This is a genomic window from Roseibium algae, assembly GCF_037783265.1.
Lineage (GTDB): Bacteria > Pseudomonadota > Alphaproteobacteria > Rhizobiales > Stappiaceae > Roseibium > Roseibium algae.
In genome coordinates this window covers 256099-281372 of the sequence record NZ_JBAKIA010000004.1, presented here as the reverse complement: position 1 = coordinate 281372, position 25274 = coordinate 256099, and the positions used below count along the sequence as shown (strand labels likewise).

General features: G+C 58.1%; 27 protein-coding genes. 3 read left to right on the top strand and 24 right to left on the bottom strand.

Annotated elements, in window-relative coordinates; all coding sequences use genetic code 11:
• Positions 1 to 6 precede the first annotated feature (6 nt).
• From V6575_RS07680 to V6575_RS07660, 5 genes are read right to left on the bottom strand one after another with little or no spacing between them, the layout of a single operon-like run.
• Positions 7 to 747, bottom strand: a complete 741-nt coding sequence (locus tag V6575_RS07680) for a DUF2793 domain-containing protein (protein WP_340273661.1) — start codon at positions 745 to 747, stop codon at positions 7 to 9.
• On the bottom strand, positions 740 to 4615 hold the full coding sequence (locus V6575_RS07675) for a baseplate multidomain protein megatron (RefSeq protein ID WP_340273660.1): 3876 nt from the start codon (positions 4613 to 4615) through the stop codon (positions 740 to 742). The genes V6575_RS07680 and V6575_RS07675 overlap by 8 nt, the downstream gene beginning before the upstream one ends.
• Positions 4603 to 5091 (bottom strand): NlpC/P60 family protein, encoded by a 489-nt coding sequence (locus tag V6575_RS07670; RefSeq protein ID WP_340273659.1) that lies wholly within the window; start codon positions 5089 to 5091, stop codon positions 4603 to 4605. The genes V6575_RS07675 and V6575_RS07670 overlap by 13 nt, the downstream gene beginning before the upstream one ends.
• A complete protein-coding gene (locus V6575_RS07665) occupies positions 5069 to 5977 on the bottom strand; it encodes a DUF2163 domain-containing protein (RefSeq protein WP_340273658.1) in 909 nt (302 codons plus the stop codon). The genes V6575_RS07670 and V6575_RS07665 overlap by 23 nt, the downstream gene beginning before the upstream one ends.
• Before the next feature lie 40 nt (positions 5978 to 6017).
• Complete coding sequence (locus tag V6575_RS07660; protein WP_340273657.1) at positions 6018 to 6653, bottom strand: phage distal tail protein, Rcc01695 family; 636 nt, start codon at positions 6651 to 6653, stop codon at positions 6018 to 6020.
• 92 nt (positions 6654 to 6745) lie between these two features.
• Between V6575_RS07660 and V6575_RS07655 the strand changes: the two genes are divergently transcribed.
• Entirely contained in the window at positions 6746 to 7000 is a 255-nt protein-coding gene (locus V6575_RS07655; protein ID WP_340273656.1) for an HP1242/YdcH family protein, read from the top strand.
• A 55-nt stretch (positions 7001 to 7055) separates the two neighbouring features.
• Here the strand turns inward: V6575_RS07655 and V6575_RS07650 are convergent, their stop codons facing one another.
• From V6575_RS07650 to V6575_RS07585, 14 genes are all read right to left on the bottom strand, one after another.
• The gene (locus V6575_RS07650; protein WP_340273655.1) at positions 7056 to 7682 is read right to left on the bottom strand and encodes a phage tail tape measure protein; all 627 of its coding nucleotides are present in this window, start codon (positions 7680 to 7682) and stop codon (positions 7056 to 7058) included.
• Positions 7679 to 7858 (bottom strand): phage tail assembly chaperone, encoded by a 180-nt coding sequence (locus tag V6575_RS07645; RefSeq protein ID WP_340273654.1) that lies wholly within the window; start codon positions 7856 to 7858, stop codon positions 7679 to 7681. The genes V6575_RS07650 and V6575_RS07645 overlap by 4 nt, the downstream gene beginning before the upstream one ends.
• On the bottom strand, positions 7858 to 8295 hold the full coding sequence (locus V6575_RS07640; RefSeq protein ID WP_340273653.1) for a gene transfer agent family protein: 438 nt from the start codon (positions 8293 to 8295) through the stop codon (positions 7858 to 7860). Before V6575_RS07640 ends, V6575_RS07645 begins: the two co-directional genes overlap by 1 nt.
• A gap of 33 nt (positions 8296 to 8328) precedes the next feature.
• Complete coding sequence (locus V6575_RS07635; RefSeq protein WP_340273652.1) at positions 8329 to 8742, bottom strand: phage major tail protein, TP901-1 family; 414 nt, start codon at positions 8740 to 8742, stop codon at positions 8329 to 8331.
• Between the two features lie 49 nt (positions 8743 to 8791).
• Positions 8792 to 9205 carry a DUF3168 domain-containing protein gene (locus V6575_RS07630; RefSeq protein ID WP_340273651.1) on the bottom strand — a complete coding sequence of 138 codons (414 nt, stop codon included), beginning with the start codon at positions 9203 to 9205 and terminating at the stop codon, positions 8792 to 8794.
• Positions 9202 to 9522, bottom strand: coding sequence for a head-tail adaptor protein (locus tag V6575_RS07625; RefSeq protein WP_340273650.1), 321 nt, complete (start codon positions 9520 to 9522; stop codon positions 9202 to 9204). Before V6575_RS07625 ends, V6575_RS07630 begins: the two co-directional genes overlap by 4 nt.
• Entirely contained in the window at positions 9519 to 10088 is a 570-nt protein-coding gene (locus V6575_RS07620) for a head-tail connector protein (protein ID WP_340273648.1), read from the bottom strand. Before V6575_RS07620 ends, V6575_RS07625 begins: the two co-directional genes overlap by 4 nt.
• Positions 10089 to 10196: 108 nt before the next feature.
• Positions 10197 to 11507 carry a phage major capsid protein gene (locus tag V6575_RS07615; protein WP_340273647.1) on the bottom strand — a complete coding sequence of 437 codons (1311 nt, stop codon included), beginning with the start codon at positions 11505 to 11507 and terminating at the stop codon, positions 10197 to 10199.
• Positions 11504 to 11998 carry an HK97 family phage prohead protease gene (locus V6575_RS07610; RefSeq protein ID WP_340273646.1) on the bottom strand — a complete coding sequence of 165 codons (495 nt, stop codon included), beginning with the start codon at positions 11996 to 11998 and terminating at the stop codon, positions 11504 to 11506. The genes V6575_RS07615 and V6575_RS07610 overlap by 4 nt, the downstream gene beginning before the upstream one ends.
• A complete protein-coding gene (locus V6575_RS07605; RefSeq protein WP_340273645.1) occupies positions 11995 to 12249 on the bottom strand; it encodes a hypothetical protein in 255 nt (84 codons plus the stop codon). Before V6575_RS07605 ends, V6575_RS07610 begins: the two co-directional genes overlap by 4 nt.
• Positions 12250 to 12357: 108 nt before the next feature.
• Positions 12358 to 12639, bottom strand: coding sequence for a hypothetical protein (locus V6575_RS07600; protein ID WP_340273644.1), 282 nt, complete (start codon positions 12637 to 12639; stop codon positions 12358 to 12360).
• Entirely contained in the window at positions 12636 to 13895 is a 1260-nt protein-coding gene (locus V6575_RS07595; RefSeq protein WP_340273643.1) for a phage portal protein, read from the bottom strand. Before V6575_RS07595 ends, V6575_RS07600 begins: the two co-directional genes overlap by 4 nt.
• Positions 13896 to 13965: 70 nt before the next feature.
• Positions 13966 to 15327 carry a DNA-packaging protein gene (locus tag V6575_RS07590; RefSeq protein ID WP_340273641.1) on the bottom strand — a complete coding sequence of 454 codons (1362 nt, stop codon included), beginning with the start codon at positions 15325 to 15327 and terminating at the stop codon, positions 13966 to 13968.
• Positions 15242 to 15871, bottom strand: a complete 630-nt coding sequence (locus V6575_RS07585) for a hypothetical protein (RefSeq protein WP_340273640.1) — start codon at positions 15869 to 15871, stop codon at positions 15242 to 15244. The genes V6575_RS07590 and V6575_RS07585 overlap by 86 nt, the downstream gene beginning before the upstream one ends.
• A 551-nt stretch (positions 15872 to 16422) precedes the next feature.
• Between V6575_RS07585 and V6575_RS07580 the strand changes: the two genes are divergently transcribed.
• Positions 16423 to 18021 carry an FMN-binding glutamate synthase family protein gene (locus V6575_RS07580; RefSeq protein ID WP_340273943.1) on the top strand — a complete coding sequence of 533 codons (1599 nt, stop codon included), beginning with the start codon at positions 16423 to 16425 and terminating at the stop codon, positions 18019 to 18021.
• A gap of 90 nt (positions 18022 to 18111) precedes the next feature.
• On the opposite strand, the gene V6575_RS07575 is transcribed toward V6575_RS07580, so the two are convergent.
• From V6575_RS07575 to V6575_RS07555, 5 genes are all read right to left on the bottom strand, one after another.
• Positions 18112 to 19929: a flotillin family protein gene (locus tag V6575_RS07575; RefSeq protein WP_340273639.1), complete on the bottom strand. Its 1818-nt coding sequence runs from the start codon at positions 19927 to 19929 to the stop codon at positions 18112 to 18114.
• A 46-nt stretch (positions 19930 to 19975) separates the two neighbouring features.
• Positions 19976 to 20734 (bottom strand): YqiJ family protein, encoded by a 759-nt coding sequence (locus tag V6575_RS07570; RefSeq protein WP_340273638.1) that lies wholly within the window; start codon positions 20732 to 20734, stop codon positions 19976 to 19978.
• A 4-nt stretch (positions 20735 to 20738) separates the two neighbouring features.
• Positions 20739 to 21419: a PspA/IM30 family protein gene (locus tag V6575_RS07565; RefSeq protein WP_340273637.1), complete on the bottom strand. Its 681-nt coding sequence runs from the start codon at positions 21417 to 21419 to the stop codon at positions 20739 to 20741.
• A gap of 13 nt (positions 21420 to 21432) precedes the next feature.
• On the bottom strand, positions 21433 to 21963 hold the full coding sequence (locus tag V6575_RS07560) for a PCRF domain-containing protein (RefSeq protein ID WP_340273636.1): 531 nt from the start codon (positions 21961 to 21963) through the stop codon (positions 21433 to 21435).
• Between the two features lie 313 nt (positions 21964 to 22276).
• On the bottom strand, positions 22277 to 24367 hold the full coding sequence (locus V6575_RS07555; RefSeq protein ID WP_340273635.1) for a TonB-dependent siderophore receptor: 2091 nt from the start codon (positions 24365 to 24367) through the stop codon (positions 22277 to 22279).
• A 252-nt stretch (positions 24368 to 24619) separates the two neighbouring features.
• Between V6575_RS07555 and V6575_RS07550 the strand changes: the two genes are divergently transcribed.
• Positions 24620 to 25261 carry a TetR/AcrR family transcriptional regulator gene (locus tag V6575_RS07550; RefSeq protein ID WP_340273633.1) on the top strand — a complete coding sequence of 214 codons (642 nt, stop codon included), beginning with the start codon at positions 24620 to 24622 and terminating at the stop codon, positions 25259 to 25261.
• The last annotated feature ends 13 nt before the right edge of the window (positions 25262 to 25274 follow it).

The following is a 25274-nucleotide window of genomic DNA, read 5'->3' as shown; positions in this document are numbered from 1 at the left end:
ATGATCTCAGGACTGGGGAACAACAGGCAACAGACAGTGCACGGCAATGCGGACCGCTCCGCCTGTGAAGTCGCCGCCGTTGGCTGTCAGACGCACGGGCGTTGCCGCATAGACAGCCGTCGGCCCGATCACCCCGGCATTTGTCGCACCCTCATAAATGCCCAGAGAACCGCCGAATTTTGACGTCTCTCCACCCACCCCGCAGTCGTAAGACGCAGCGCCTGTGATCGTTGTGACGGTTCGGCAAGACACACCAAAGACAATGGCCCGGTCCGGGATCAGCGCGCTTGTCTCGACATAGGCCCCAGACAGGGCGGGAAGTTCTTCTTCCAAAGCTGCTATCCGGGTTTGCGCGCCATGGCTGGATTGCGCGACCATTCTGTCAGGCCCCAGAAGTGGCCCAACGTCGCGCCAAACGCCGTCCACGGTCACAATGAGCGCCTCTTCGTCCGCAACAAAGGCCACAAGACCGGTGAAGACTGCCTGAAATTGCCAAGCCCCACTCAGCCAGAGCGCAATGTCTCCTTCGCGCCCGCTCCAGTCGCCTGATGCACTCCCTGCGACCAGATAAGCTGAGCCTTCAGCATGGCCATCAACGGGCGCCGGCGGCGGCTCGGCAAGGCTCCTTGACAGCAGGTTCAAATGCGCCAAGGCATCGAGTCTTACCAGCGCCTCATTGTGGGTGACGTGTTTTTGTGCCTGCGCGGCCGCCAGCAATGGCAGTGCAAAACGAGAGGTATCAGACATGGAATATTGCCTTTCGTTGAAAGCCTCTTCCGGCGGTGGCCGAAAGCTGGCACACAGCAATGCTCAACTCTGCGGTGGGCGCGCCGAAATCACTTAGCTCCTGTGCCGTTTCATACAGCGCTGTTTGTGTGGTGACGGTGAGGGTTCTCACCACCGCCTCATCAGGCGCCAAGATATCGACGGCATAGGCTTCATTTGCCTCGCCTAGCGGCACCTCGACCTGTTCCCAGCTGTCCCCGCCACGCCGGGTCTGACGGATGAAACTGATGCCGATGCCTTCTGAGGTTCGCCGCGCTTTCAGGTGCACAGGCGCCAGTGGCAAAGCCCCCCGCCCGTTTGCCGAATGAGTCAGAGCCAAAACGGCCGGATCGTCGATGGCGCGGCCTGCAGGGGCGAGCCGATAGTTCAACTCCAGCCCGAGCTGGTCATCCGACGCCCGAACAAGCGGCGCGGCATTGCCGTCAAGCAGCACCACATCCGCCCCAACAACCGCCCCGCTCAGCATGTCCGGTTCCGTTCCGGATTGTCCACGCAGCAACATGGACAGCCGATAGTGGCGCGTCCCAATCAGATCGGCCTGAGCGAATTGCAGCACCTCAAAGCCACCGCCGGAAGTGCGAATGGCCAAGACATTTTTACCTGCCAGAATCGCTTCAAGCGGTCGGCTTTGCAAGAGGCCGCCGTAAATCTCAACCTCGATCTCATTGCCACGATCCCAGACGCCCAGCGGCCCCGGCAACAGATCACTTGCCAGCTGTCCGACGGTCGCAGGACTGTCCACCTCCAGCACCGGCTGGAAGCCACTGTCTGTCGCAGAGCGCAACAATGTCAGACTCCCGGGCCATGGACTGGCAAAACACGCCAGCCGGAGCGGTGCCTCCGGATCACTGTCCAACAAGGGCGTCAGGTCCATAAACACCCCATGCGGCCGACCTGCCTCAAAGCTGCGAAAGGGCCTGACGAACGGCTCGGGAACAGCGGAAACAGGCGCTCTGGTTGATCCAATCCGTATGGCCTCAACACGCCGTAAATCCGTATCTTCAATAGCCTCAATGCGCATCTTGAGAGGCGGTTCGAAGCTCTTCCCGGGAACCTCGGAGATTTCCACGACATCACCTGGCTCCAGATCCTGACGTTCCGGCGACAGAGAAAACTCGGCGCGCTCCCGCTCGCCCCAGATGCGCGCAAGCCGCCGATCAGCCGCTTGCTGCAACACATGCGGCGAGGTCACAGCGGCCAGATCCATCGTCTCGATCTGGCGACTGCCAACCTCCAGACGCCTGGACGCTGCAACACGGCGGCGGTAATCGCTGGAGACATCTTCAGCCGAGATCCGGATTTCAGACGCCAGCTCGCTTTCCTGTGCCCGTGTGCGGGACAAGACAGGAGCCTCCCCATCCGGGTCGATCAGATCGGCCAGCGCCAGCGCCGCTGTGACACTCTCGCGGGCGGTTTCCAGCCAGATCTGCGTTCCCCGATCGGAGGCTGTGCCGCCAAAGGCCGTCAGCAGCGGCTCGATAATCTGACGGGCAGACACCGGCCCTGCGACCGCGACACCCTCCAGCGTTCCCGAAATATTGCCGACGAAAACATCGGCCTGGGAAATCCCATAGTCGGCCAGCAACTGTTCGAGAAAACCCTTGAGCGTCAGCCCGCCCAGCCGCCCGTTGAGCCAATGCCCCACCTGCCAGTTGGCCCCGTCCGACCAGACATCAAGGAAATTCGGGAACGCCGGATAGGGCCGTGCATCCCATGTCCAAAGATGTGTTCTGGCCACATCAAGCATCCGCCCGCCATAGAAAGGCGACACCGGGTTGGCGCTTTCCTCAAAGTCGTCTTCCGTCTCATCATAGAACGCGAGCTGGGCTTCCAGAGCTCGCCGTTGAATGAGGTCGTCGCGTGCGCCATTGGAAAAATGCGGCAAGGCACTTTCTGATGACTTGGGATCGACAAAGACATTCGGCTGGTTTGCGCCCTTGTCGATGGCAGGAAACCCGAGTTCGGTGAAGCGGATCGGCTTTGACCTGGGTGCCCATGGCGTGGGCGTGGTCTCTTCAACACCTGCAAAACGCTCGTAGTGGGCATTTTGCCACCAGCCGGGAAGATCCTTGGCGCGATAGACCCACGGCTTGCCATAGGTACCGTCCGAGATCGGCGAGCGCAGACCTGCTATCCGGTCAGCCTCAGAAGCATAGTACCAGTCGTAGTATTCGCCGCTCGCAATCCCGGCTTTCAGAACGGCCACGTCATAAGGATCGGCGTTGCCGTCCGGATCCCCATTGGCGCGCATATCACTGAGCGGCAGATAATTGTCGATGCCGATAAAGTCGATATCAGCCGAGGCCCACAGCGGATCGAGCGGAAAGCGCAACTCGTCCGCGCCAGCCTGATGTACGCCATATTCAGACCAATCCGCTGCGTAGGAAATTTCCGTCGCACCGGAGAGAACCGAACTCACGTCTGCTGCCAAAGACACCAGCCCGGTCACAAAGGGATAGCTGCCACCTGCCCCTTGCGCTTGCGTCAGTCCGCGCAACTCTGAGCCGATCAGGAAGGCATCTACCCCGCCAGCTATCTCTGCCAAATGAGCCAGATGCAGGATGTGCCGACGATAAGACCACTCGGCACTGCCGGAGTATGAGACCGTATCGCCTGAAACCGAGAAATCAGCTGCAACGGCGCTCCCAAGAAAGGCTGCGGCCTCGTTGTCCGCATCGGAGGCTGGCGCAATCCGGCCTCGCCATGGGTAGCTGGCCTGTTCTGCGCCGCCATAAGGGTCAGTCAGTCCATTGCCATCCGGCACATCCATCAGAACGAAAGGATACAGCATGACTTTGAGGCCGCGCGCCTTAAGGTCCTGGATCGCTGCGATCACGCTGGCATCGGACGGTGTGCCGCCGAAAGCAGGACGGTCGTCTATGCGCGAAACCTCATCGGCTTCGCCGCGCGACAAACCACCAGCGGCCCATGTGCCCCCTAAGGTGATCTTGATACTTTCTTCGACCTTGGGTCGGATGCTGCATTGGCCAGCTCTCAGATCATCGCCAAACCAGGAGATCACAAGGGCAACGCTTTCAAGATTCGGACACAACGCCTGCAGGTCATCCAGAGAGGCCACCCAATCCGTAGTCGCCTCCGGGACATGCCGGTTGAGACTTTCGCTAACACCAGGTTGCGGCGTCGCGCTGACAGGCGTCGGCTGGTAAACAAATTCTCCTGCTCCCGGGATCAATGTCACCGCCTTGATCCTGCCCTCTAACGGCTCCACCACCCGGACAACCTCGAAGGTCAGCTGGGGAATGCGATTGCCGAATGACTCCAGAGGCAAGCGTTCAAAAACCACATAGGCCGTGCCGCGATAGGCCGGGCATTCGCCTTGCAGGCCGCTCATCAGAGGATCTGGCTGATGATCGTCCGAACCCGGATAAAAGCGGATCGAATATTGCGCCGTGTCCAAAGGCTTGCCGTCTGCCCAGATCCGGCTGATACGTGTGACCGGGCCTTCACACAAAGCCACGGCAAAATTGCCGTAATAGGCAAAAGAGCGCACGTTGACCCCGCCGCCGCCACCTTTGCCACCCTGGCTTTCGTCGGAGACTTCCTCCTCGAAACGGGTTGCCCAGATGATCTGGCCTGCAAGCCGCACCCGGCCATAGACCAGAGGCAGCGCTGCGCCCTCATTCGACGCTTGCACAGAGAGGTCAGCCAACCGTCCTGTCTCAACGGTACGAGATGAACCGAAGATAGTTTGATCCAGCGCAGAGCCAGCGATGGCTCCCGCTGCCTTGCCCAGAATACCGCCAAGACTGCCAAGGCCGAACAATCCGCCTGCCGCCTGACCAGCTGCGGCGAGTATCAAGGTTGCCATGGAGCCTGCTCCGGAAATGAAAAGATATGGGACATGCGCCGCCGCCAAGCGGGCACGAGAGGGCTTTCGACCACGCCGACGCGCTCATAAGCGTGGATCAGCTGTCCCGGCGCACTGAGGATGCCGACGTGGCGCGCCGGCACATCATCCCGCCAACGGAACAGCACAACATCGCCAGTGGTTTCAGTGCCCAATGGCCTTTCCACCAACCAGCGACGGCCGGCCTCGGCAAGACTTTCCGCTCCTGAAGCGGTCCAGTCCGGCTGGTAGGTCGGCACGGGCTCTGGCTCGGTGCCGTACAGCGCCCGCCAAATGCCGCGCAAAAGCCCGAGGCAATCGCATCCAGCCCCCTTGCAACTTGCCTGATGTCGATACGGCGTGCCCAGCCAGCTGCGCGCTTCCAACAGAACCGCGTCACGCAGCCTGTCGGACGGAGCCGAGGCGAATGCAGCCTCAGGAGACAAGGGCGCTGCCATCGTTTTCACCAGTGTTGCGGGTTGGATAAGACAGGACGAAGTCCGTACCCGGCATATGCGGGAAGCCCTGGAAATTGACGCTATTGGAAAATTTTGCCACGCAGGTCGAAAAGCGCTTATCGCACCCGGCAATCACCCGGATCGCAGTGCCGATCGCCAGTGGGGTTGGCGGTGCCTGCCAAAGACTCAAACGCACGTCATTGCCCTCAACCAGATGAGCCGCGATTTCTGAGCGGAATCCCGCCTCTGTGCCATCCAACACCTCGAACCGGCCACCGGAAAACCAGCCGCTTGCATAGTCAGACAGCCCAGCGGCGATCAACTCGCCCGGCTCATTCCCCGCTTGCCCATCGACGGATGCCACAGTGGCCTCAGCCAGATAAGGTCCCGATTCCAGCGTCACCTTGCAGCGTTTATCTCCAAGATCAGCGTCGCATGTCTGTGCAAAAACACGGCCCTGCTTGACCTCGAGCTTATGGGCCAGCCCTCGCACTTCGGCCTGAAACGCCTCGCCCTTTCGGCTGACCTCGCCGATTTGCGCCCGCCGCAGCAGAAGAGCTTGCGCCGGATCTGCCCAATTCACCAGATAGACATCTGCGGTGGCCCCATCCCAATAGCCCGCTTCCAGCTCATCATCGGAGAGCGCAGGAGAGGACAGGGCTCCGCTGACTTCTCCCCCGCCAGTCGCAAGCCCGGGTCCGCTCGCCAGAGCTGTCGCCTCAAAACCGTTCTCGGCAAGACAGGCAAGCCCATCGACCTCAATCGGGCGATCATGATCGGTAAAGCCCAATCGCACACCGTCAGAACGGGTGACAATCCAGCAATGCACAAGCGTCGTCACCTTGCCGGCCAGATGACCTGCAAGACCTGAGGGAATCTCTTTCATGAAGTATGCCTTTGTTCCGGAACGAGAAATATACTGCCGATCAGATCCTGATTTCGATCAGGGGAATGGACGGAATGTCGCCTGCTTCGAAATGAGTTAGGCTGATCTCAAGACGGTCAGCATCGAAACGGACCGGAACATCGAATAGAAAACCAGCCGTGACCGCCGCGCCATCGACTGGTGGCAGGGCCAACACCAACTCTCCGGTTTCCGGATCAAGTGCAAAGTCGTTGCTGCTGATCAGCTCACTGCCAGAGACTGCGACTTTGACAGTTCCCGGATCGGCCAGACGGATCGTCCGGTCATAGGCGCTGTCACCACTGCCATAGGTTTTCACCAACGTGAAACGATCCGTCACCCCATCTCCCGCGCCAATGGTCTGGTCAAAGGCGGTCGGCAGGCTGTTATCGAACCTGGTGGAATGATCGAACGGGTCGCGAAACCGGAAGCCAAACAATCGGCCGCGCGCTTTTTCGAACAAAGACAGCACCGAGCGCAGATCCGCCAGCGAGCGAATGCCGGTTGCCGCGTCATAGCGTCGCCGACTGTCAGCCCAGCGGGCATTGCGCGCTTCGAACCCGGATGCCAGCAACACCACATCAGTGCGCCGTTCAGGCCCGCCGAGCGCGCCAAAGGCCACGCTTCCCGGAAAGCTCTCATTCAGAAAGGATGTCATGGAAGTGTCTCCCGAAGCTGTGTGCAATTGATCTGCCTCAAGGTGCCGGGCGGCGGCTATGTCCATGTTGGACCTCACACAAGGAGGACCTCATGAGCCACGTACCGCACGAATTGCACGAAGAGTTTCCCGATGCGGCAAATGCCCTGTCTGCGCTGAAGCAGAACGACGCCCACTTCGCCAAACTTTCCGACGAATATCATCTGATCAATCGCGAGATTCACCGGATCGAAACAGATGTCGAACCGGCTTCTGACGATGTGCTTGAAAGCCTCAAGAAGAAGCGGCTGTCTCTGAAAGACGAGATCGCAGCCATGTTGGCCGCGCGCGAAAGCACCGGTTCCTGATCCCCTCCGTTTCAGGCCGGTGTGAGGTCATGACCTGATCAATGAAGGGCATGGCCTAAAGCCCGCGTCGTCCCCGTCCGACGGCGCGGGCCACCATTGCCGAGACTTGCGCCTCTGAGCGGCGGAAACTCTCCGCATCTCTGGTCGACACATTAATCTGGATGCGTGGCTGACCTGCACCGCCGCCCGGTCCATTTTGAACCCCGAGACGACCATCACTGCCCCGTACAAGCGGCAGAATTGCCTCAGCTCCCGCCTCTCCTGCCAACCCAAGGCCGCCAGATGCCATGCCACTTGTCCCGCCACCATTGCCACCCAGACCAAAATAGATTGGCGAGGCAATGACACCGCCCTTGGCGAAAGGTGTGACAGATCCCAGAAGACCAGATAGAGACCCAGCCAAAGGTCCACTCACTGCACCGCCGATATTGCCAAACACGCCGCTTACTGCTGTATTGGCCAGACCTTCCAACGGCTGCAATGCAGAACTCAACACACGGGAAGAGGCGCTCAGAGCGATCTGGCGGAATACGCTTTCGAGCGACTTGCCATCGACAAGGGCCGCCTTTAATCCGCCGGTTAGCACAGAGGAGAATGATCCGGCGGAACGGGTGATTGCCTGCATTGTTGCTGAAAAGGCATTCAGCTCGTCCAGAGGCACATCGAGCCGTGTTTCGGTCATGGTCCATCCCCTGCATTAGACGTTTCATCAGGATAGGCGCGCATCAACTGCTCAAAAGCACCGCGTCCGACAGCCCGCGGCCCACTCACCAGGCCAAGCCCAGCCGCCAGCTCGCGCGGTGTTGCGCCCCAAAAAATTGCGGGCGACCAGCCAAGGTGGGCGAAAGCCGCCTTCATCAGGCGTGTCCAGGGAAAGGGGCGGATGGGTTTTCGCCTGCCCCCGTGTGATGAAATTGGTGTGAATTTGACACATTTTCAGGCGGGCTGTCAGATCCATTTGACGTGTCCGACTCATCCGGAATAGCCCCCTCGCCAAAGGTCACTTGCAGCAAATCTGCGGCAATGGCCGCATAGCCAGCAGCTCCGCCCGCTGATGTCATCTGGGCGAGCTGATCGTCAGAGACCTCATTGCCAGCGCCGCGCAGACCAGCTCCAATCACCTTGATCAGATCACCCGCTGACAAACGCCCTGACGAGAACCGGTCCACAAGGGACTGCAGATCCTCACAGGCAAAGGCTGTTTCCAGCTCCGCCAGCGCACCGAGGGTCAGCACAAGCGTCCATTTGCGCCCATCCAGACAGGCACTGATTTCACCGCGCAATCGATTGGTCATGACCATCTCCCAGAAATTCGATTTTCAATTCCGCTAGTCAGCTGCGAAGCTCACTTCACCGGCGGACTCAAGAGCGATTTCGTAAGTCACCTCGCCGTCATGGCGTCCGGCATATTCCAGCGCTGTAACCTGGAAAAGCCCTTCCAGGGTGCCAAAGTCAGGGATCACCACTTGCCAGGGACACATCGTGCCATCGAAGAAAATCTGACGGACAGCAGCATCGCTCGCCTGGTCCCGAAACAGGCCGGAGCCCGCAAGACTGGCGCTGCGGGTGCCCGCCTGGGACAGCAGTTCACGCCAGCGCCCGGCGCTGTCTGCATTGGTGATGTCAACGGATGAAGCGTTCAGCGCGATGCGGCGCGTGCGCAGCCCCGCGACGGTTTGAAAACTGCCTGTCGATGCCTGATCCAGCTTCAGCAGCAGATTCCGGCCAGCCTGTGCGGTCATAGTGAAACTCCCATTTCTGAACGGATTTTTGCCAAATCTCCCTTACGGATCAGGCAGTCGGTTCGGTGACGCAGCGAAGGTTGATCTCGGCGCGAAAGGTTCGACCGTCGCGCAAGAGGCGTGACGCCATGTCCGATATCTGCAGCCCGACGAGGTGATGACCGGACAGCGTCAACGGCGTTTCCATGACCAGCAACGAGATGCGTTCAATCACCGACAGCGCCTCATCCCGGCTTGGCTTGCGAGACAGCACGGCAAGACGCAATCCATGCACCCTGCCCTCATTCGGCTCGCTGAGCAGAGGGCGAGACCCCAGTGCTTCCAACACCAGATACGGAAAAGCCTGTCCTCGCGGCGGCACATCAAAGATCCGTCCGGAGCCGATCAGGCCGGACAAGGTGGCATCGCCAGACAAGCGGGTGAAAAGCGCTTTGCGCAGGGCCAGCTGAGAACTGTCGCTCATGTGTCTTCCTCCTCGCTCAAACAGGTGATTTCCCGCGCTGTGCCATCGGTCTCGAAGGTCGACAAAACCCTGAAACTGCGCGCACCGCTGATGACCTGCCATCCACCAGCCAGATCGTCACGATGGCGCAGCCGGATTTCGTGGGTGATCACACCTTCCAGCCGCCCGCCAGACTGGCGCTCGCCCTGACGCAGCGGCCTGATCGCCGCGAAATCATCGCCAGCTTCTGCGTAAATCAGGGCGGCGCTGCCATCTGCCGCCACCGTGTGAACCGGCTGTTGCAAGGTCACCGGGTGCCGGTAGAGCCCCGCGCTCATAGCAGCAGCACCCGGTTCACCGAAATCAAACGGTCCAGCCCATGGGGCAAGCTCGCCATGGCAAGATCGGTTCCTGCTTCCCGGTTCTCAAACCAGTGGGCTGCCAGAAGCCGAATGGACTGGCGCATCGGTGCTGGCACATCGGCTGCGCTGTCGCCATAACCAGCGGTGAAATCAATCTCCAGCCCCTGAAGCTGGGCTGTCGGAATACCAGCCCCCAGCTTGACTCGGACCCGTCCGGGACAAGCTCCGCGATCCAGCGTAAAATCATCCGGATCGAGTGTGGTGCCGGTGCCATCCTGATCGTAGACGGTGATTTCATTGACGCTGAGGACCGGTGCAATCGGCAGAGTCACTACACGGCCCATTGGCCATGCTTCCAGATAGAACCTCCAGCCCTGGCGGATCATGGCACGCCGGGTTTCTGTTTCTATCTGTGCACGTGCCGCCTCAATGAACTCAGTCAGCAGGTTTTCTTCCTGTGATCCGGACAAGCGCAACTGAGCGCGCATGTCGTCCACCGACACCGGTTCTGAGACTGGCGGTGTGACAAGAACGGATGTCATGGCGATTTCCTCCAAGGGAATAAAAAACGCCGGACCTTTCATCAAGATCCGGCGTCAGTTGGGGAGGTATTTACAAGCGCGGCCCAGCTTGTGGCCCGCGCCTCGTCGTTAAGCTGAGAAGGTCAGAAGTTTGATCGCATCGAAGTCTTGAACGCCGCCGCCGACCCGCTTGGTGGTGTAAAACAACACATAGGGCTTGGCCGAATAGGGATCCCGCAAGATGCGCACGCCCATGCGGTCAACGATCAAATAGCCCCGGCGGAAGTCGCCAAAGGCAATACCCGGCGCGTCAATGGCGATGTCCGGCATGTCTTCAGCTTCCGTGATGGGAAAATTCAGCAAGGTGGATGCCGCACCAGCACTTGACGGTGGCTGCCAAAGATAGTTGCCATCGCCATCCTTCAGCTTGCGCAGCGCACCTTGTGTCTTCCGGTTCATGACGAAATGGGCGTTCTGGCGATACCCGCTCTTGAGCGCATAGATCAGGTCCAGCAGCGTGTCTCCTGGCGCAATGGCAGCAAAGTCGCCCGCTTCCCCGGTCGAGATCGTGCCGAGCGACCCCCAGGCCCAGCTGGTTTCGGCAACCCTGGGGGCAGACAGAAAACCCGACGGCTTGTTGATGCCATCCCCATTGACGAAAGCTGCGCCCTCCTGCTCGGCAAAGGCGGTTTCCACTTCCTCGGCGATCCAGGCGTCCATGTCGACCGCTGCATCATCCAACAAACTCGCCGTGGCTGCGGGCATGGCGTAGAGTTCCATAGCCGGAAAGCTGAGCTCTGCCAGTGTAGGCGTTGAGGTTTCCGGCCTCGCAGTTGTTTCCCCAACCCATCCAGTCTGAGGTCCGGAAATGGAGAACGGCTTTTTGTAAGTCGCCGCAGAGACCTGCCGAACTCCTGCAATGGCGCGGATTGGCGAGACTTCGGAGAGCCGACGCAGGATGCCTGCTTCGGTTTCCTCTGGCACAAGATAGCCACCATCCGGATCAGACGACGCGCTCAGCGCCTTGACCTCAAGCGGGCGCAGCGTCTGTTCCCGGCCCGTTCGGACATATGTTTCGAACGCCGCCTTATGTTCAATCGCCTGAGACGTGTGGCCCCTTGCCAATGACCCATGGTCCAACTGGCCGGACCGGGCGGGACGCCGGCTCTTCAGGGTCAATTCATCCAGCCGTCGCTGTGTGGCATCCAGTGCGCCATCCAGGCGATCCAGTTTTTCCAGGGTCAGCACATCCGCACTGCCCCGTTCTTCCATCTCCGACAAGCGCGCATCATTGACCTCTCGATAGGTCTCAAACGCCTTAAAAAAATCATCGAAAGTCCGGGCAACATCTGCGCCGCCTTCCGAGGCAACGGCGGGCACGGCACCAGCCTTTGTCTCGAAAGGCAGCGGGTGTCCGGTGATATGATCTTGAGAATTCATTGCAATCTCCTTGAGCGGGATAGGCGAACGGATTTCAGAAGGCGCACACGCGCGCCTTCCACCTGCGGGAAGGTGACGAGGGACACTTCCCAAAGATCGATTTCGACCAGAGTGCGGACTGAAGCACCGATTGGGCCGGATGTGGATTTGCGGATTTGCGATCCGGTCCCACGCAGGGCTTTGACGGCGCGAAAGCCTATCGACAGGCCGGTTAAAGCACCCGCGGACACAAGAGCCGCCGCCTCCCTTGAGCAGGCAACGTCCGGCAGAAGGCGGCCAACCACCTTCAGGCCACGAGCGTCCTCTGCCATATGGGTCCAAACGCCGATTGGCCTGGACGGGTCGTGCTGCCAAAGCATGGCAATGCCGGAAATACCCCGGCGGACCAGACTGCGCGAGAATGCGCCCCGGCGTACCACATCGCCGGCACCATCACGCTGGGCAAACAGGCTTGCATAACCTGCAATGACAAGCGAGGGGGCCGCACTCATGAAGACTGGCCCTGATTGGGTTGGGCTTTTGCCCTTTCATGCGCGCTTGTCTGTGCCTGGGAGGAGGCCCGGTACGGGGCCTGCACTTGAGCCAGAACCAAAACGGCATTCGAGAATTGTTGAAAGTCCAGCCGATAGGCCTTGCGTACCGCCCTTGCCGCGGTTACGAGATGCCAAAGCTTGTCAGGCAGACTCAAAAGCTTGGCCAAACTGGAGAGCCCCGCATCGGGGGTTGAAACTTCAAGCGTCATGGAAACTCCTGTTTCATTTGACAATGCGATACCGACCAAGGTGAAAACCCCTCGGTTTCAGGCCTTTAAAGCTGTTTCATGATCTTCCACCCCGCATTGCCGGCGAACTCACTCGCCCATTATTTTCTTTGGGTTTTGAAGACTTTCCGCTGCGTTCTTGAAACCATCATCAAACGGCTTCACATCACGTTTGAGCTGGCTAACAAAATGATTCAAATGCCGGTTCAAACGGGCTATCTCGGCAACGAATTCCGAGAACCTACGGTTTGACAGGACAAGTTCGCGCACCAGCAGCATCGCCAGAAGACTGGCAGAAACCGCCCAGAGAAACAGCGCCAGATGGGCCAGATCCCCGCGCTCAATCACCGAGCGGGTGATTTCAGCACTCACTGACCTGTCTCTTCTACGTGAAGCTCCTTGCGGCCATAGCCAACGGCCATGCGCTTTTCGTCTTCCGACAGAAACGTTGCGCTGCCGACCCTGCGCCACAAAGCCTCGCGTTCCGGGGACAGCGCCTCGATGGCATCCGCATCCGGCTTCAGGGCTAGCTTTGCCGCATAAGCTGGGCCAAGCCACGCGGCCAGGGCAGAAGCGGTGCGGGCGACAAGCGGCAACACGGCAGAGCGCCAGAATGCCCGATTGGCTTCCTGATAATTGGCGTAGGTGTTGTCGCCCGGAATGCCTAGCAACATCGGCGGCACACCGAAGGCCAATGCGATCTCTCGCGCAGCCTGGTTCTTCGCCTCGATGAAATCCATATCCTTGGGGGTCAGGCCCATCGGCTTCCAATCAAGCCCGCCTTCCAGAAGCAACGGGCGTCCGGCATTGCGCGCGCCCTGATAACCGCTTTCCAGCTCTGCTTTCAGCCGGTCGAACTGATCGGAGCTGAGATTGACCGCTTCGCCGCTGCCATAGACCAACGCCCCGGACGGTCGAGCTGCATTGTCCAAAAGCGCCTTGTTCCAGCTGGCTGCCGCATTGTGGATGTCCAGGCTCATTTGGGCAGCTTCCACCGGCGCAAAACCATAATGATCATTGAGTGGATGGAACAGCTTGAGATGGCGGATTGGCGCGATGCTGCGCGCCTGCCCGGCTTCCTCGCCAGAACCAGGGTCAGCTTCAGCCCCCAAACGGATGGTCCGGCCTGCGACCGTATAGTCAAAGGCTTCCGGCCAGCCGTTCGGTCCAGGCACCACCTTGACCCTGTCGGGTCTAAGCGCATGGAGTTCACGCGGCACCCCGTCCACCGGCACCTGCTCCAGATAGGCATTGCCCGCCACCAGCAGATAGCCATAAAGACTCTCCAGAAACTCCGCGCCAGTTTCCAGCCGATTGGGCCGGGCGATCAAGTCCAACATCGGATGCGTATCCAACTCCACCTCGCCCTCAAACAAGGTCAAGGGAACAGAAGCCGCTGCTTCCGCGATCATCCGGACAGCCCGATAGACCACAGGGTTTTTCGCATATCCCTCCCTAGCCAGCGCTGCATAATCCCGTGGGCTCCAGACCGGCTGAGAATTGCCCTGAATCGCCAGCAACGGGCCAGTGCGGGAAGCCTTTTGTTCAGGCTTCAGATCCGAAAGCGATGGCTGGCCTGGCGTTTGCGGTCGTGGCCAAAATGATTCAAATGCAGCTTTCAAGCCCATGACACTTCACACCTTTTCGGTCACGTTAAAGTTCTGATTCAAGTTGCTGAAAACCGTTGAATTGCGCGCTCTAAAGCCTCCGTACACGCGGCTCTGCTCTGGGCCCAAGCATCAACTCGGAGATGGCCCAGACCAGCGCATCCAGCCTGTCCGGCGAGCGTCCGTTGGACAAACCTGATGGGCCGAAGTCGACCATTTCGTCTTCCAAATCCGGCAAGGCTCCAACGTGGCGAATGCGGCTCTGATCGTAGAGCATGGCCACCGGCTCGGCGCGGGAGAACTTGCCCCGGCTTGCTCGGACCTGTTTGACCGGCACGCCGGGATCAGCGCCTGCGATCACCTCTGCAACCATCTCGCCGCCCTGATTGACCTCGGCCACGAGACAGTCCCCATCCAGCCCGTGCCACAACCCAACAGCCGCCGCAGCCCAGTCGGATGGCTTCGCCCGGTGCATCGAACGATCCGCCAGAACATAGGCCACACCGTCCTCCCCAAGTCCCGCTGCAACGATACCGCAAGCGTCTGACTTGCGTCCGGAAGACGCTGGCGGATCAATGGCAATGACGATGCGGGTCAGCTCTGCGGGGGCCGTGTCTATACGGATCTGTTCCAACCGATCACGAGACCACAGGGCATCAGGCCGGTCCTCGATCAGCTCGCCGTCCAGCTCTTGCCGCCCCAGCCTGGTTCCAGCGTAACGATTGACTACGGCCTCCAGAAACCCCGGCGCGAGGAAAGGCGCATTGGCATGGGTTGGCGCATGACTGACCGCTGTGCCTGGAAGGCCCAGCAGGCGCTTCAGCAGCGGCACAGGACGAGGCGTTGTGGTTACCAGCTGGCGGGGCTGCTGCCCCAGCCTCAAACCGAATTGCAACATGTCGAAGGTCTCCTCCGCGTGGCGCCACTTGGCGAGTTCGTCGCACCAGGCGATGTCAAATTGGGGTCCCCGGAGCGCCTCCGGATCTTCTGACGAAAAGGCCTGGGCCACCGCGCCGTTGGGCCATTCGAGCCGCCGGCGCGTCGGGATCCAGGTCGGCCGTTCGGCTTTGCCATGTACCGCAAGCAAGCCTGAAACGCCCTCCACCATGACCTCACGGACATCTGAAAAGGTCTCACCGATGAGCGCGACACGGCCTGAAAAGGTGGTGCCACCGGTGAGCCAACCAGCGCCCAGAGCCATGGCCCTGACCCATTCGGCCCCGGCCCGCGTCTTGCCAGCACCACGACCGCCCACCAGCAGCCAGACCCGCCAGTCGCCGCCGGGCGGTAATTGGTGGTCATGAGCCAACGTCGGCCAGTCGGCGAGGATGAACTGCATCTCAGCGGGCGAGAGCGTCTTGAGCGCCTCATCCAGCCGGTTCTCGTTGGCGCAGGCGGCCAAGGCGCTGCGCAAGCTGCGCTCGGAGGGCGTCGGCGTCTGGCAAGCTGTCATCGGCATCTCTTTCTGACTCCCTGGCAACCTCTTTGGCAGCCTCCGCCTCCCCTGCTGTTTTCTTCAAATCCAGCAAAAGGCTCAGGGTGCGGGCCAGGCTCGCCAGTGTCTTCACCGTGCGGTCAATCTCGACAATGCTGGCACCAGAGCCAGCTTCGCCGTCTGCCCCGGCCCCAACCCCTTTCAACAATTCCTGCAAGCGAGCCTCGACCTGATCCACCTGCGCTTCAAAGGCACTGTAGAGCCGGGCGATCATGTCCGGACGCTGACTGGCTGCGGTCTCGCGCAGCAGAGCTGCAATTTCTTCCGGAGCCTGAACTTCGATAGGACTGCCAGGAATATCTTTTGGAGACGCAGCCGTTTTCGGACCTGATGCGCCGACCTGTTTTCGCGGCTTGGCTATGATCTCAGGTTCTGCCTTTGCACCTGGCAAATCTGTAAATCGTTCAGGCAGGTTCGCCGCAAGTGAGCCGCCCCGTTTGACACTTTCGCGCCCGGCACGGACCTCCCGGATCGCGGTGTAAGACACTCTGTCTCGTCCCATCGATTCCCCCTGCCCCTCTGTTTTTGTGTCGTGTCATGTCGTTTCGCCAGCCCGTCAGGCAGCCACGCCGCCCTTCCGGAGAATCCGTTTGAAACGCAAAAAGGCCTCTGCTTAAGCAAGAGGCCTATCAATTTGTATTGTTTTCGAACCTTAGATCTTCGCGCTTAAGGTTCTAATGCTCCTTAAAGGAACTTATCCCCCACACCGCCCCGCCATGCGACAGTGGCCCCTCGCGACAACACGCTGTGTCAGCCGCAGTTCTTCGATCATGCCAAAACATTAGCAGATCATCGTCACGCTGTCAAGAATATATTCCTATTTATTTGATCGCGTCACTTTCCCCGCACCTCTTACCTGCCCAAAAAGCAGAATTTTGAAGCCACTCGGGGAACTGACCCCTTTCCTAAATCACCAAGTCCTGCCATGACTTGACAAGCAGTTGGACGCCTCTGTCCACACAGCCAGTCAGCCGGAGATTTCCATTGTTCCTGCCAGCCCGCTATTTCGCATATGGCCTTTGCCTCATACTCAGCCTGGTGTCTTTCATCTTGATGTTGGCCGCCAGCGTGCATTTTTTCTGGCCATTTCTGGCCTTTACGTTCCTTGCCGTCGTTGGGACATGGGATATCATCCAACGTCGCCATTCCGTGTTGCGCAACTATCCGGTTGTTGGCCATTTCAGATATATGTTTGAATCCATCCGACCTGAAATGCGGCAGTATTTCTTCGAGAGCAATCTCGATGGTGCGCCGTTTTCCCGCGAGGTCCGCTCACTGGTTTATGACCGGGCGAAGAACATCGAGGGCAACAAACCCTTCGGAACAGAACTCGATGTTTATACGGATCAATATGCCTGGGTGAACCACTCCATGGCCCCCAAGGGCAATGCGAAAGGCTATCAGGGCGATGCAAAGACAGACCCGAATCTGAGGGTCACCATCGGCGGCCCGGCTTGCGAACAGCCTTATTCGGCTTCAATCTTCAATATCTCGGCCATGAGTTTCGGGTCGCTTTCGGCCAATGCGATCCTGGCGCTGAACACCGGCGCCCAGCGGGGCGGTTTTGCTCATGACACTGGCGAAGGCAGCGTATCGCCTTACCATCGACAGGGCGGCGGAGATCTGATCTGGGAAATCGGTTCGGGCTACTTCGGCTGTCGGCGCGATGATGGTGGGTTTGACGCTGACAAATTCGAAGCACAGGCCAAAACGCCCCAGGTCAAGATGATCGAGATCAAGCTGAGCCAGGGCGCAAAACCCGGCCACGGCGGCGTTCTGCCCGGTGCCAAGGTGACCGAAGAGATTGCGGAGACGCGAGGCATCCCGGTTGGCATAGAGTGCATCTCCCCGCCCGCCCATTCGGCATTCTCGACGCCGTTGGAACTGATGGATTTCATTGCAACCCTGCGCCGTCTGTCAGGCGGAAAACCGGTCGGTTTCAAGCTTTGCATCGGCCACAAATGGGAATTCATGGCCCTGGTGAAGGCCATGCTGGAAAGTGGTATTCGGCCTGACTATATCGTGATTGACGGAGCAGAGGGCGGAACCGGCGCGGCTCCACTGGAATTCACAAACCGGCTCGGCACGCCGTTGCGCTACGGGCTGGCCTTTGCGCACAATACACTGGTGGCTTCGGGCCTTCGCGATGAAATCCGCATTGGGGCCGGTGGCAAGCTGGTCAGCGCGTTCGACATCGCCAGCGCAATGTGTCTGGGCGCGGACTGGGTGAACTCAGCCCGTGGCTTCATGTTCGCAATCGGCTGCATCCAGTCCCAGAGCTGCCACACCAACAAATGCCCGGTCGGTGTCGCAACACAGGACAAGAAACGGCAGGAAGCGCTGGTGGTGCCAGACAAGGCAGCCCGCGTTGCAAACTTCCACCGCAACACTCTGAAAGCCCTGATGGAATTTGCAGAAGCCTCTGGCCTTGAAAGTCCCAAAGACTTCAACCCCGAGCATGTCTACCTGCGCGAGGGACGCACGGCGTCGACCCTGCCCGCCAGTGCCGTGATCGACTGGCTGAAACCGGGCGAACTTCTGACAAGAGACGACATTCCAGGCTTCTCGACCTATTGGGCAATGGCCGACGCCAAGAGCTTCGATCCGATCAAAAGCATCGAGGCCGCCAAAGACGAACGACACAGCAAATAGAAGCTGATCAGACGTTCCAGATCTTCGAACAAAAATGGCCCCGGCTTTCGTAAAAGCCAGGGCCATTGCATGTCATGGGAAAGACCTGAATCAGTCGCCGCTTGGCTTTGGCGTCTTGTCTGGGCCGTTTGCCTCATCATCAGCCCCCTTATCGGCAAGGGCTTCTTCTGAGCCGATATTTGGCGCGACATCAAGCTTCGCGGTCAAACCGCCGAGACCCGAACCATCCAGACCAACTTCCTTCATCATGGCATCCAGTAAAGGTGCCTGAGACCGGTACTTCAAAGCTGACGAGACCATCTGGTCGGCAAGATTTCCGCCGCCTGAACCTGCCCCATTTCCCAGAGCAGTGCTGGCCGCCCCGCCTGTCATACCGTCAACCTGAATGATCTTGATACCGTCAATCTGCTCAAGCGGCTTGACACTTTCGGCAATGATCTGCGGCAACTGTTCCAACAGCTTGATGCGGACCTGCATCGCGACCTGATCAGGTGACAGAAGGTTCGCGGCCTCGTTCAATGCACGCTGGCCCTCAGCTTCAACCTGATAAAGCGCTTTCTCGGCTTCAGCGCGCAGCTTATCAGCGTCGGCCTCCCCTTCAGCTTCGATCCGAACCCTGCCGGCTTCAGCTTCAGCAGCGATCTTGATCGCGTCTGCCTGATCGGTAGCCGCGCGCTTTTGAGCATCCGCAGCAACGGTGATGGCCACAGCGTCCATTTCCGCAGCCTTTGTCGCCTCGATCAGCTCAATCTGCTTGTCACGCTCGGCGACTTCAGTCTGACGTGCTGTGGTCACCTGCTCTGATGCCCGAGCCGCAATGGCACGCGCCTCATCCGCAACAGCTTCCGCCTCCGACTTCTCTCGGGACTTTTCAGCAACGGCGATGTCACGGCTTTGTTCCGCCAGTTCAATCAGCTTCTGTTTTTCAACATTGGCCGCTTCGACGGTCCGTTCCTTGGTGATTTCGCGCTCACGAACCTGCTGATCCATGGCAATCTGCCGTTCTGTGACAGCCTGATCGGACTCGATTGCCGCCTGCTTGACCTGTTGACCTGCCGTAATCTTTGCTTCTTCGGCTTCGCGTTCCCGCTCCGCCTGCTGTGTGGCAATTAAAGACATCTGTTCAGCGCGGCGCATTTCAACTTCACGCTGCTGCTCAAGCTCTGCAAATTGCTGATCCCGGCTGATCTGCAAGCGCTCCTGCTCTGCTTCCAGGTTTTTACGGCGGATCTGAGTTTCCGTTTCCTGCTCAATGTCATTCCGCTTTTTGCGGCGTTCTTCAATCTCCTGGGTAAGCTTGGTCAAACCTTCAGCATCAAAGGCATTCTCAGGGTTGAAATATTCCCTGTTGGTCTGATCAAGGCCGGTGAGAGATACAGATTCCAGTTCCAGACCGTTCTTCAGAATATCTTCCGAGACCGCGGCCTGCACCTTCTGCACGAAATTCACCCGTTGTTCGTGCAATTCTTCCATGGCCATTTCCGCTGCAACGGCGCGCAAGGCATCAACGAATTTGCCCTCCACCAGCTCACGCAAAGCCTCCGGCTTCATGGTGCGCTGGCCCAAAGTCTGGGCTGCATTGGCGATGGACTCGATTGTTGGCTGAACCCGGACATAGAACTCGGCCAGAACATCGACGCGCATCCGATCACGCGTAATCAACGCCTGCTCGTTAGAGCGCCGGACTTCAAGGCGCAAGGTGTTCATGTTGACCGGGATGATCTCATGCAGGATCGGCAGTACAAGCGTACCGCCATTCATGACAACGACCTGACCGCCAAAGCCGGTCCGGACAAAGGAAACCTCCTTGGAGGAACGACGGTAAAGTCTGGAGAAAATCAACCCGATGGCCAAAAGGGCGACAAAGGCTATCCCCACTAGGAATAAGGTTGCTATGAAACCTTCCATTATGTTTCCAATTCTATGATATTGTTAATGAATATTCTGCAGCGGTTTAATCTTGACTGCCGGAAAGGGTTGCATTGGTATTCTTGATCGCTGAATAGCGAGCACCAACTTGACGCACAATGATGACTTCTTCCCCATGTGCCAGCACCTCGCCCTGAACATCAGGCTCGACAAGAACATAGTGGCTCTGCCCCTTGCTGTCCTTGAGCCGTGCCTGGGCCGGAGCACCGGTTTTAGCGTCGGCCTGAACCATAAGGGCAACCTTGCCAACGAAGGTCGAGCGCGAGACTGCATCGGTTTCCACCTTCGGTATGATCCGGGACAAGATCAGCCCGAAAAAGCGTGTTGAGGGAATAGCGACAACAAAAGCTACCAACCCTGCCACGGCACCGGGCAACATCCACCCGGTTACGCCTTGAAACAGGCTTTGCAGAACAAACCCGCTGAGACCGAAGGCGGTCAGGAAGATCACCAGCAGAACAAGGGCAGGAACACGCCCAAAGCACAGCCAACCGAGCACCTGGGTGAACAGTCCTTGCGTGGCACCCTCGGCCCCGCCAACGCTACCACTTCCAGACACATCCAGATCGCTAAGCGAACCGACAGATGATACACCGGCTTCAAAGTCGGGAATGTCCGCGTCCAGATCAATGTCCACATCCATGTCCGGCAGCATACTGTCGATCATGTTGGACAATCCAAGTCCCAGAAATGTCCCGACACCTTCGGCCAGGGCGATGGCGAGCATCAGTCCCAGGGCAAAGGCGAAGGGAGAATTCTGCTGGGCGAATATGAACTGGAACATTCAATCAGTCTCTTGTTGAAGCCTTGAGTGCAGCCAGTCGCTCCGCCACACGATTCTGGCGAGCAAGTTCGTCCAGCTCGGCCAGTTTGGAGGCAGAGGCGCGATCCGTCGAAGCGCCGCCAGCAAGGCCAGCGGCACTGCGCATCACGCGTTCAAAACTTTCTTCAGCCTTGCGTGTCCGCCCCTCAACACTGTTGGAGGGCGCTGCTACGCCAGCAGACGCACTGTCGGCAACAGATTGCTCCCGGCTCTTCCGAAATGCATCAAGCTCAGCTTCCATCTCGCGTTTGCGAGCCTGAAGAGCATTGATATAGCCTTCCAGCTCCTTTTCCTCGCGATTGGCATCAGCAACCGCGGCTTCAAGCACCGGGATCTGCACTTCCAGATCCAATTGGCGGGAAATAGCAACCTCGGCAAGATCGTCACGCCCTTGCTTGACCGCCAGAGCAATCTGGCTCTGAAGTTCCTCATGCTTGGATCCGGTGTCCGCCAGACGCATGTTAGCCAGATGTTTGTTGGCCAAAACCGAGGCCATCTCGTCGCGCACCTGATCAATTACCGCATCAACTTCGCGGATCGCTTCGGACATGACCGTTGCCGGTGTGGCATTTTCCATGGAGTCCAAAAGCTGGTTTACACCGCCGGACACCAGGCGCTTTACGCGTGAAACAAGACCGTCTGCCATATTCTCACCTTTCCTATTGATCGTCTGCAATTACTTTTTGGGCCGCGTCCGCACTCTTGAGCTGCAAGAGCTGAGCGATTTCCAAGACCGGTTTCAGCTTTTCCTGCATTAGCTGCGGATCATACGTTCTGCTTTGGCTCGTAAGCCCCAGATCGAAAACCTCCTCAATCAGGGAAAAAAGCTCGGCGGCAAGATCTGCCTCCATGCGCTCAAGTTGGTCACGATCCAATACGTCCACATGTGCAGATGCTGTCAGGTCAGCCACTATTTCAGGCAACCGCTGATACAGCTTGATGACAAAGTCAGACCGAATATTATTATCTCGCTGAGACTGTCTGACCTTTCGCTCAGCTGGCCGCAGTAAATCCCGAAGCATAGCTTCACATCTTGCAACATCCTGCGAGCCCTCAGCCTGCTCCCGGGCATTTTTCAAGATGCCGCGCAGTTTATCACTCGGGGTGCGTGCCCCCTGCATTTCAAACTCGGCCAGGAACGCAACGTCTTCATTGCTAAGTCTAACACTGATAGGAATACTCTTGGGCATAAGCTCGCATCCTGACGTCCGCCTCCGCATTTATCGTTTACATATGTATACATTTGAAAACGAAAGTCAATTATTTCACGTATGAGTAGAAATTATTTTTCGACAACACTAAAATTCAAGCGCTAACGGCCCCCATGCTGAAGCCGCAGGCATTCGCCTCCCACCAAAGAAAGCACCGAGAACACGCCCCTGTGTTGAACACAAAAAATCCGCCCTTGTTGAAACAGCCAACTTCAACAAAGACGGATTAATATATTTATATTTCAGTGCGTTAGCTTAGATTACACAGCTACCCCAAGGGTTTAGCCAAATTTCACCACGTGTAGCGGAAGGTTGCCTTGATCGCGCGGCTGTCGCCATAATAGGCGGTGTTCGTGAAGGTATCGACGTTGGCGATATAGCGCTCGTCCAGCAGGTTGGTTGCATTGACCTGAAGGGATGCGTTGTCAAACAACTCATAGCTAACCATCGCATCAACGAGCGTGCGCGCGTCAAGTTTGATGGTGTTGGCGTTGTCGGCAAAGGTTGATCCGACATAGCGTACACCTGCACCGATGGTCAGGTCATTCATGCGCCACCGTCCCGGGATCTTATAATCCAGCCAGGCAGAGGCAATGTTGTTGGGAACAAGCAAGGGACGGTTGCCGACATTGCCGTCGTTGCCATCCTCCATGATCTCGGGATCCCAATAAGAATAGGCGAGCGTCATGTTGAGCTGGTCTGTCAAAGCCATCTTGCCCTCCAGCTCAAGACCACGCACCCGAACCTCGCCGACCTGTGCCTGGGTGGTCGCATTGATGTAATAGGGAACATTTGTCTGGGTGAGATCAAAAACGGACGCCGTGAAAAGCGCATCCATGAAGCTCGGCTGGTATTTCAAGCCCACTTCATATTGAGTGCCTCTTTGTGGCTCAGGTGAATTGGCCAAGGCAATTTCGGCGGATACCGGCTGAAAGGATTCCGAATAATTGGCATAGACGGACAGGTCATCGCGCAGCTTGTAGGTCAGCCCGACGCGACTGGTGAACGCTTCATCCGTCGCACTGTAGGCAAGGTTATATTCGGGATAGCTGGAGTCTGTTTTGACGCGATCATAACGCCCGCCCAAGGTGACGATGAACTTGTCCAGGAAGGTCAATTCCTCCTGAGCGTAAAGGCCAAGGGCGCTGCGCTGCTCGTCCCAATGGTAGCCAGGCGGCATGGTGATGCAAGATAGGCCGCAATAGGCTGGATTGTAAACATCAATGCCCGAGGCAGAACCAAATACGCGGTGTTCCTTGACGTCTTCGTGATAATAATCAAGCCCGACGAGCGACCGGGTGTCGACGGCTCCAAAACTCGCATCATATTGCAGGTTGCTATCTACGGCGAAGCGCTTGGTGCTGCCGTAGACGGCCCATGCGCTGCGGTTCGCCGTTGGGTCTGTCGTACCCCCATAAACAGATTCATAAGTCAGATCGAGGTCCGAATAGCGCAGTGTCTGGCGAAATTTCAATCCATTGTCGAACTCATGAGCGAATTGATAGCCGACGCTCCATTCCTCAGTGTCCATCTTGTCGAAATCAGGTTCGCCAAGGTAGGTGTCCGGATCCAGGGCAGAGCCCAGCGGAATGCCGTGTGAGGTGTTGCCGTCACGCTTGTAATAATTGGCCAGAAAGGTCAGTTCAGTGCTGTCAGTCGGACGCCAGGTCAGAGACGGCGCGACATAAAACCGGTCATCATTGGAATAATCCGTGCCGTTGCTGCCATCCTGCGCCTTGGTGGTAAAGCGATAGAGCCACTTGCCTTCGGCATCGATCGGACCGCCGAAGTCCGTTCCCGCTTCAACATGATCGTCGCCAATAGTGGTGTAGACCTCACCGAAGCTTTCGGGTCGCGGCTTCTTGGTGATAGCATTGACCAGCCCCCCCGGCGCGTTCATGCCAAACAGCGTGGAAGTGGATCCCTTCAGGACCTCAATCCGCTCCATGCCATAGGGCTCGATACGACTGCCTGTGAAGCCGGGCACCCGCATTGGCAAGCCATCCAGATAAGAGCCCAGACTGGTCTGATAGAAGCCGCGAATAAGATAAAAGTCATAACGGTTATCGCTGCCGTAGATATCGGTCACCACACCGGAGGTATAGGCAAGCGCTTCATCGAGATTTTCGACGGCCCGCTGGCTCATTTCTTTCTCGGTGACGACGGATACCGATGCCGGGACGTCCAGAATAGGCGTATCGGTCTTGCTTCCGACAGAAGACCCACGTGCAATGATCGTATCGCGGTCATCATCCGCGCCGCCATCACCTTTCACCACAACGGCCTCAAGAGCGGTAATTTCCTGCCCGTTCGCTCCTTGCACAGCAGCACCTTCAACGGCCAGCAATAGCGCTGCAGTTATCAAACCAGAATATTTCAACATGTTCTCTACTAGCCCACTGTCTGAAATCCTGGCTTCTGGCTCGGATGTTATTGTCATATCTCACTACAATCAGAGTCGCCTGCAACGCAATTAAAATATGAGCAATTACTCATAAAAAATTTATGCAGCTGTGCACAAGCGCTTGCCGGGTTGCAGCGAAACGATCTTGGACGTAACCAAATGCAGGGGGCGGGCTTGCAGTTAGCCCGGTCCGGGATGCGCCAGAAAACCGACCATATGAGGAAAAGTGGATTGCCAGGGGAAGAGGAAAGCACCGTTGCCAGACGGAAGCCTGCAAAACAGCTCCGGTCGAAAGCAAAGGTCGAGTTGATCCTCAGTACAACGCTGACGATGCTCGGGGATGGGCCTGCCGACAAGATAACCACGAATGAGATTGCCAAGCTTGCGGGGATCAGCATTGGCACGCTGTATCAGTTCTTTCCCAAGAAAGAATCCATCTATTACGAGCTGTACCGTCGTTGGCTCGAACAGACCCTTGCATTACTTGATGCTGTCGACGCGCGCTTTAACGGCAAAGAGGGGCTTGATGCCTATGCCGATGCGGTTTTTGAGAGCCTCTCCGGCGATGAAACGACCAATTCACGTGGCCATTGGCAACTCAGGTTCGCCATGAACAGTTCCGCCGAACTGGCCGAGCTGGAGGCCAACCACACTCTTGAAGTCCTGCGCCGCGTTATCGCGACACAAGAAAAATTCTCACGGCAAATCACGACCGTTGAAGCCCATGCTCTCGCCCGCTTGCAGCATAATGTCGTGGTGGCCTGTCTGTCGACGACTGTGGATATCCCATCCCGAGCGGAACGGGATATCCTGATGAACTGGTGCCGCAAAACCCTGCATCTCGTTTATGATGTCGACAGGCTCAACGCCTGAGGCCAGCCCCCTC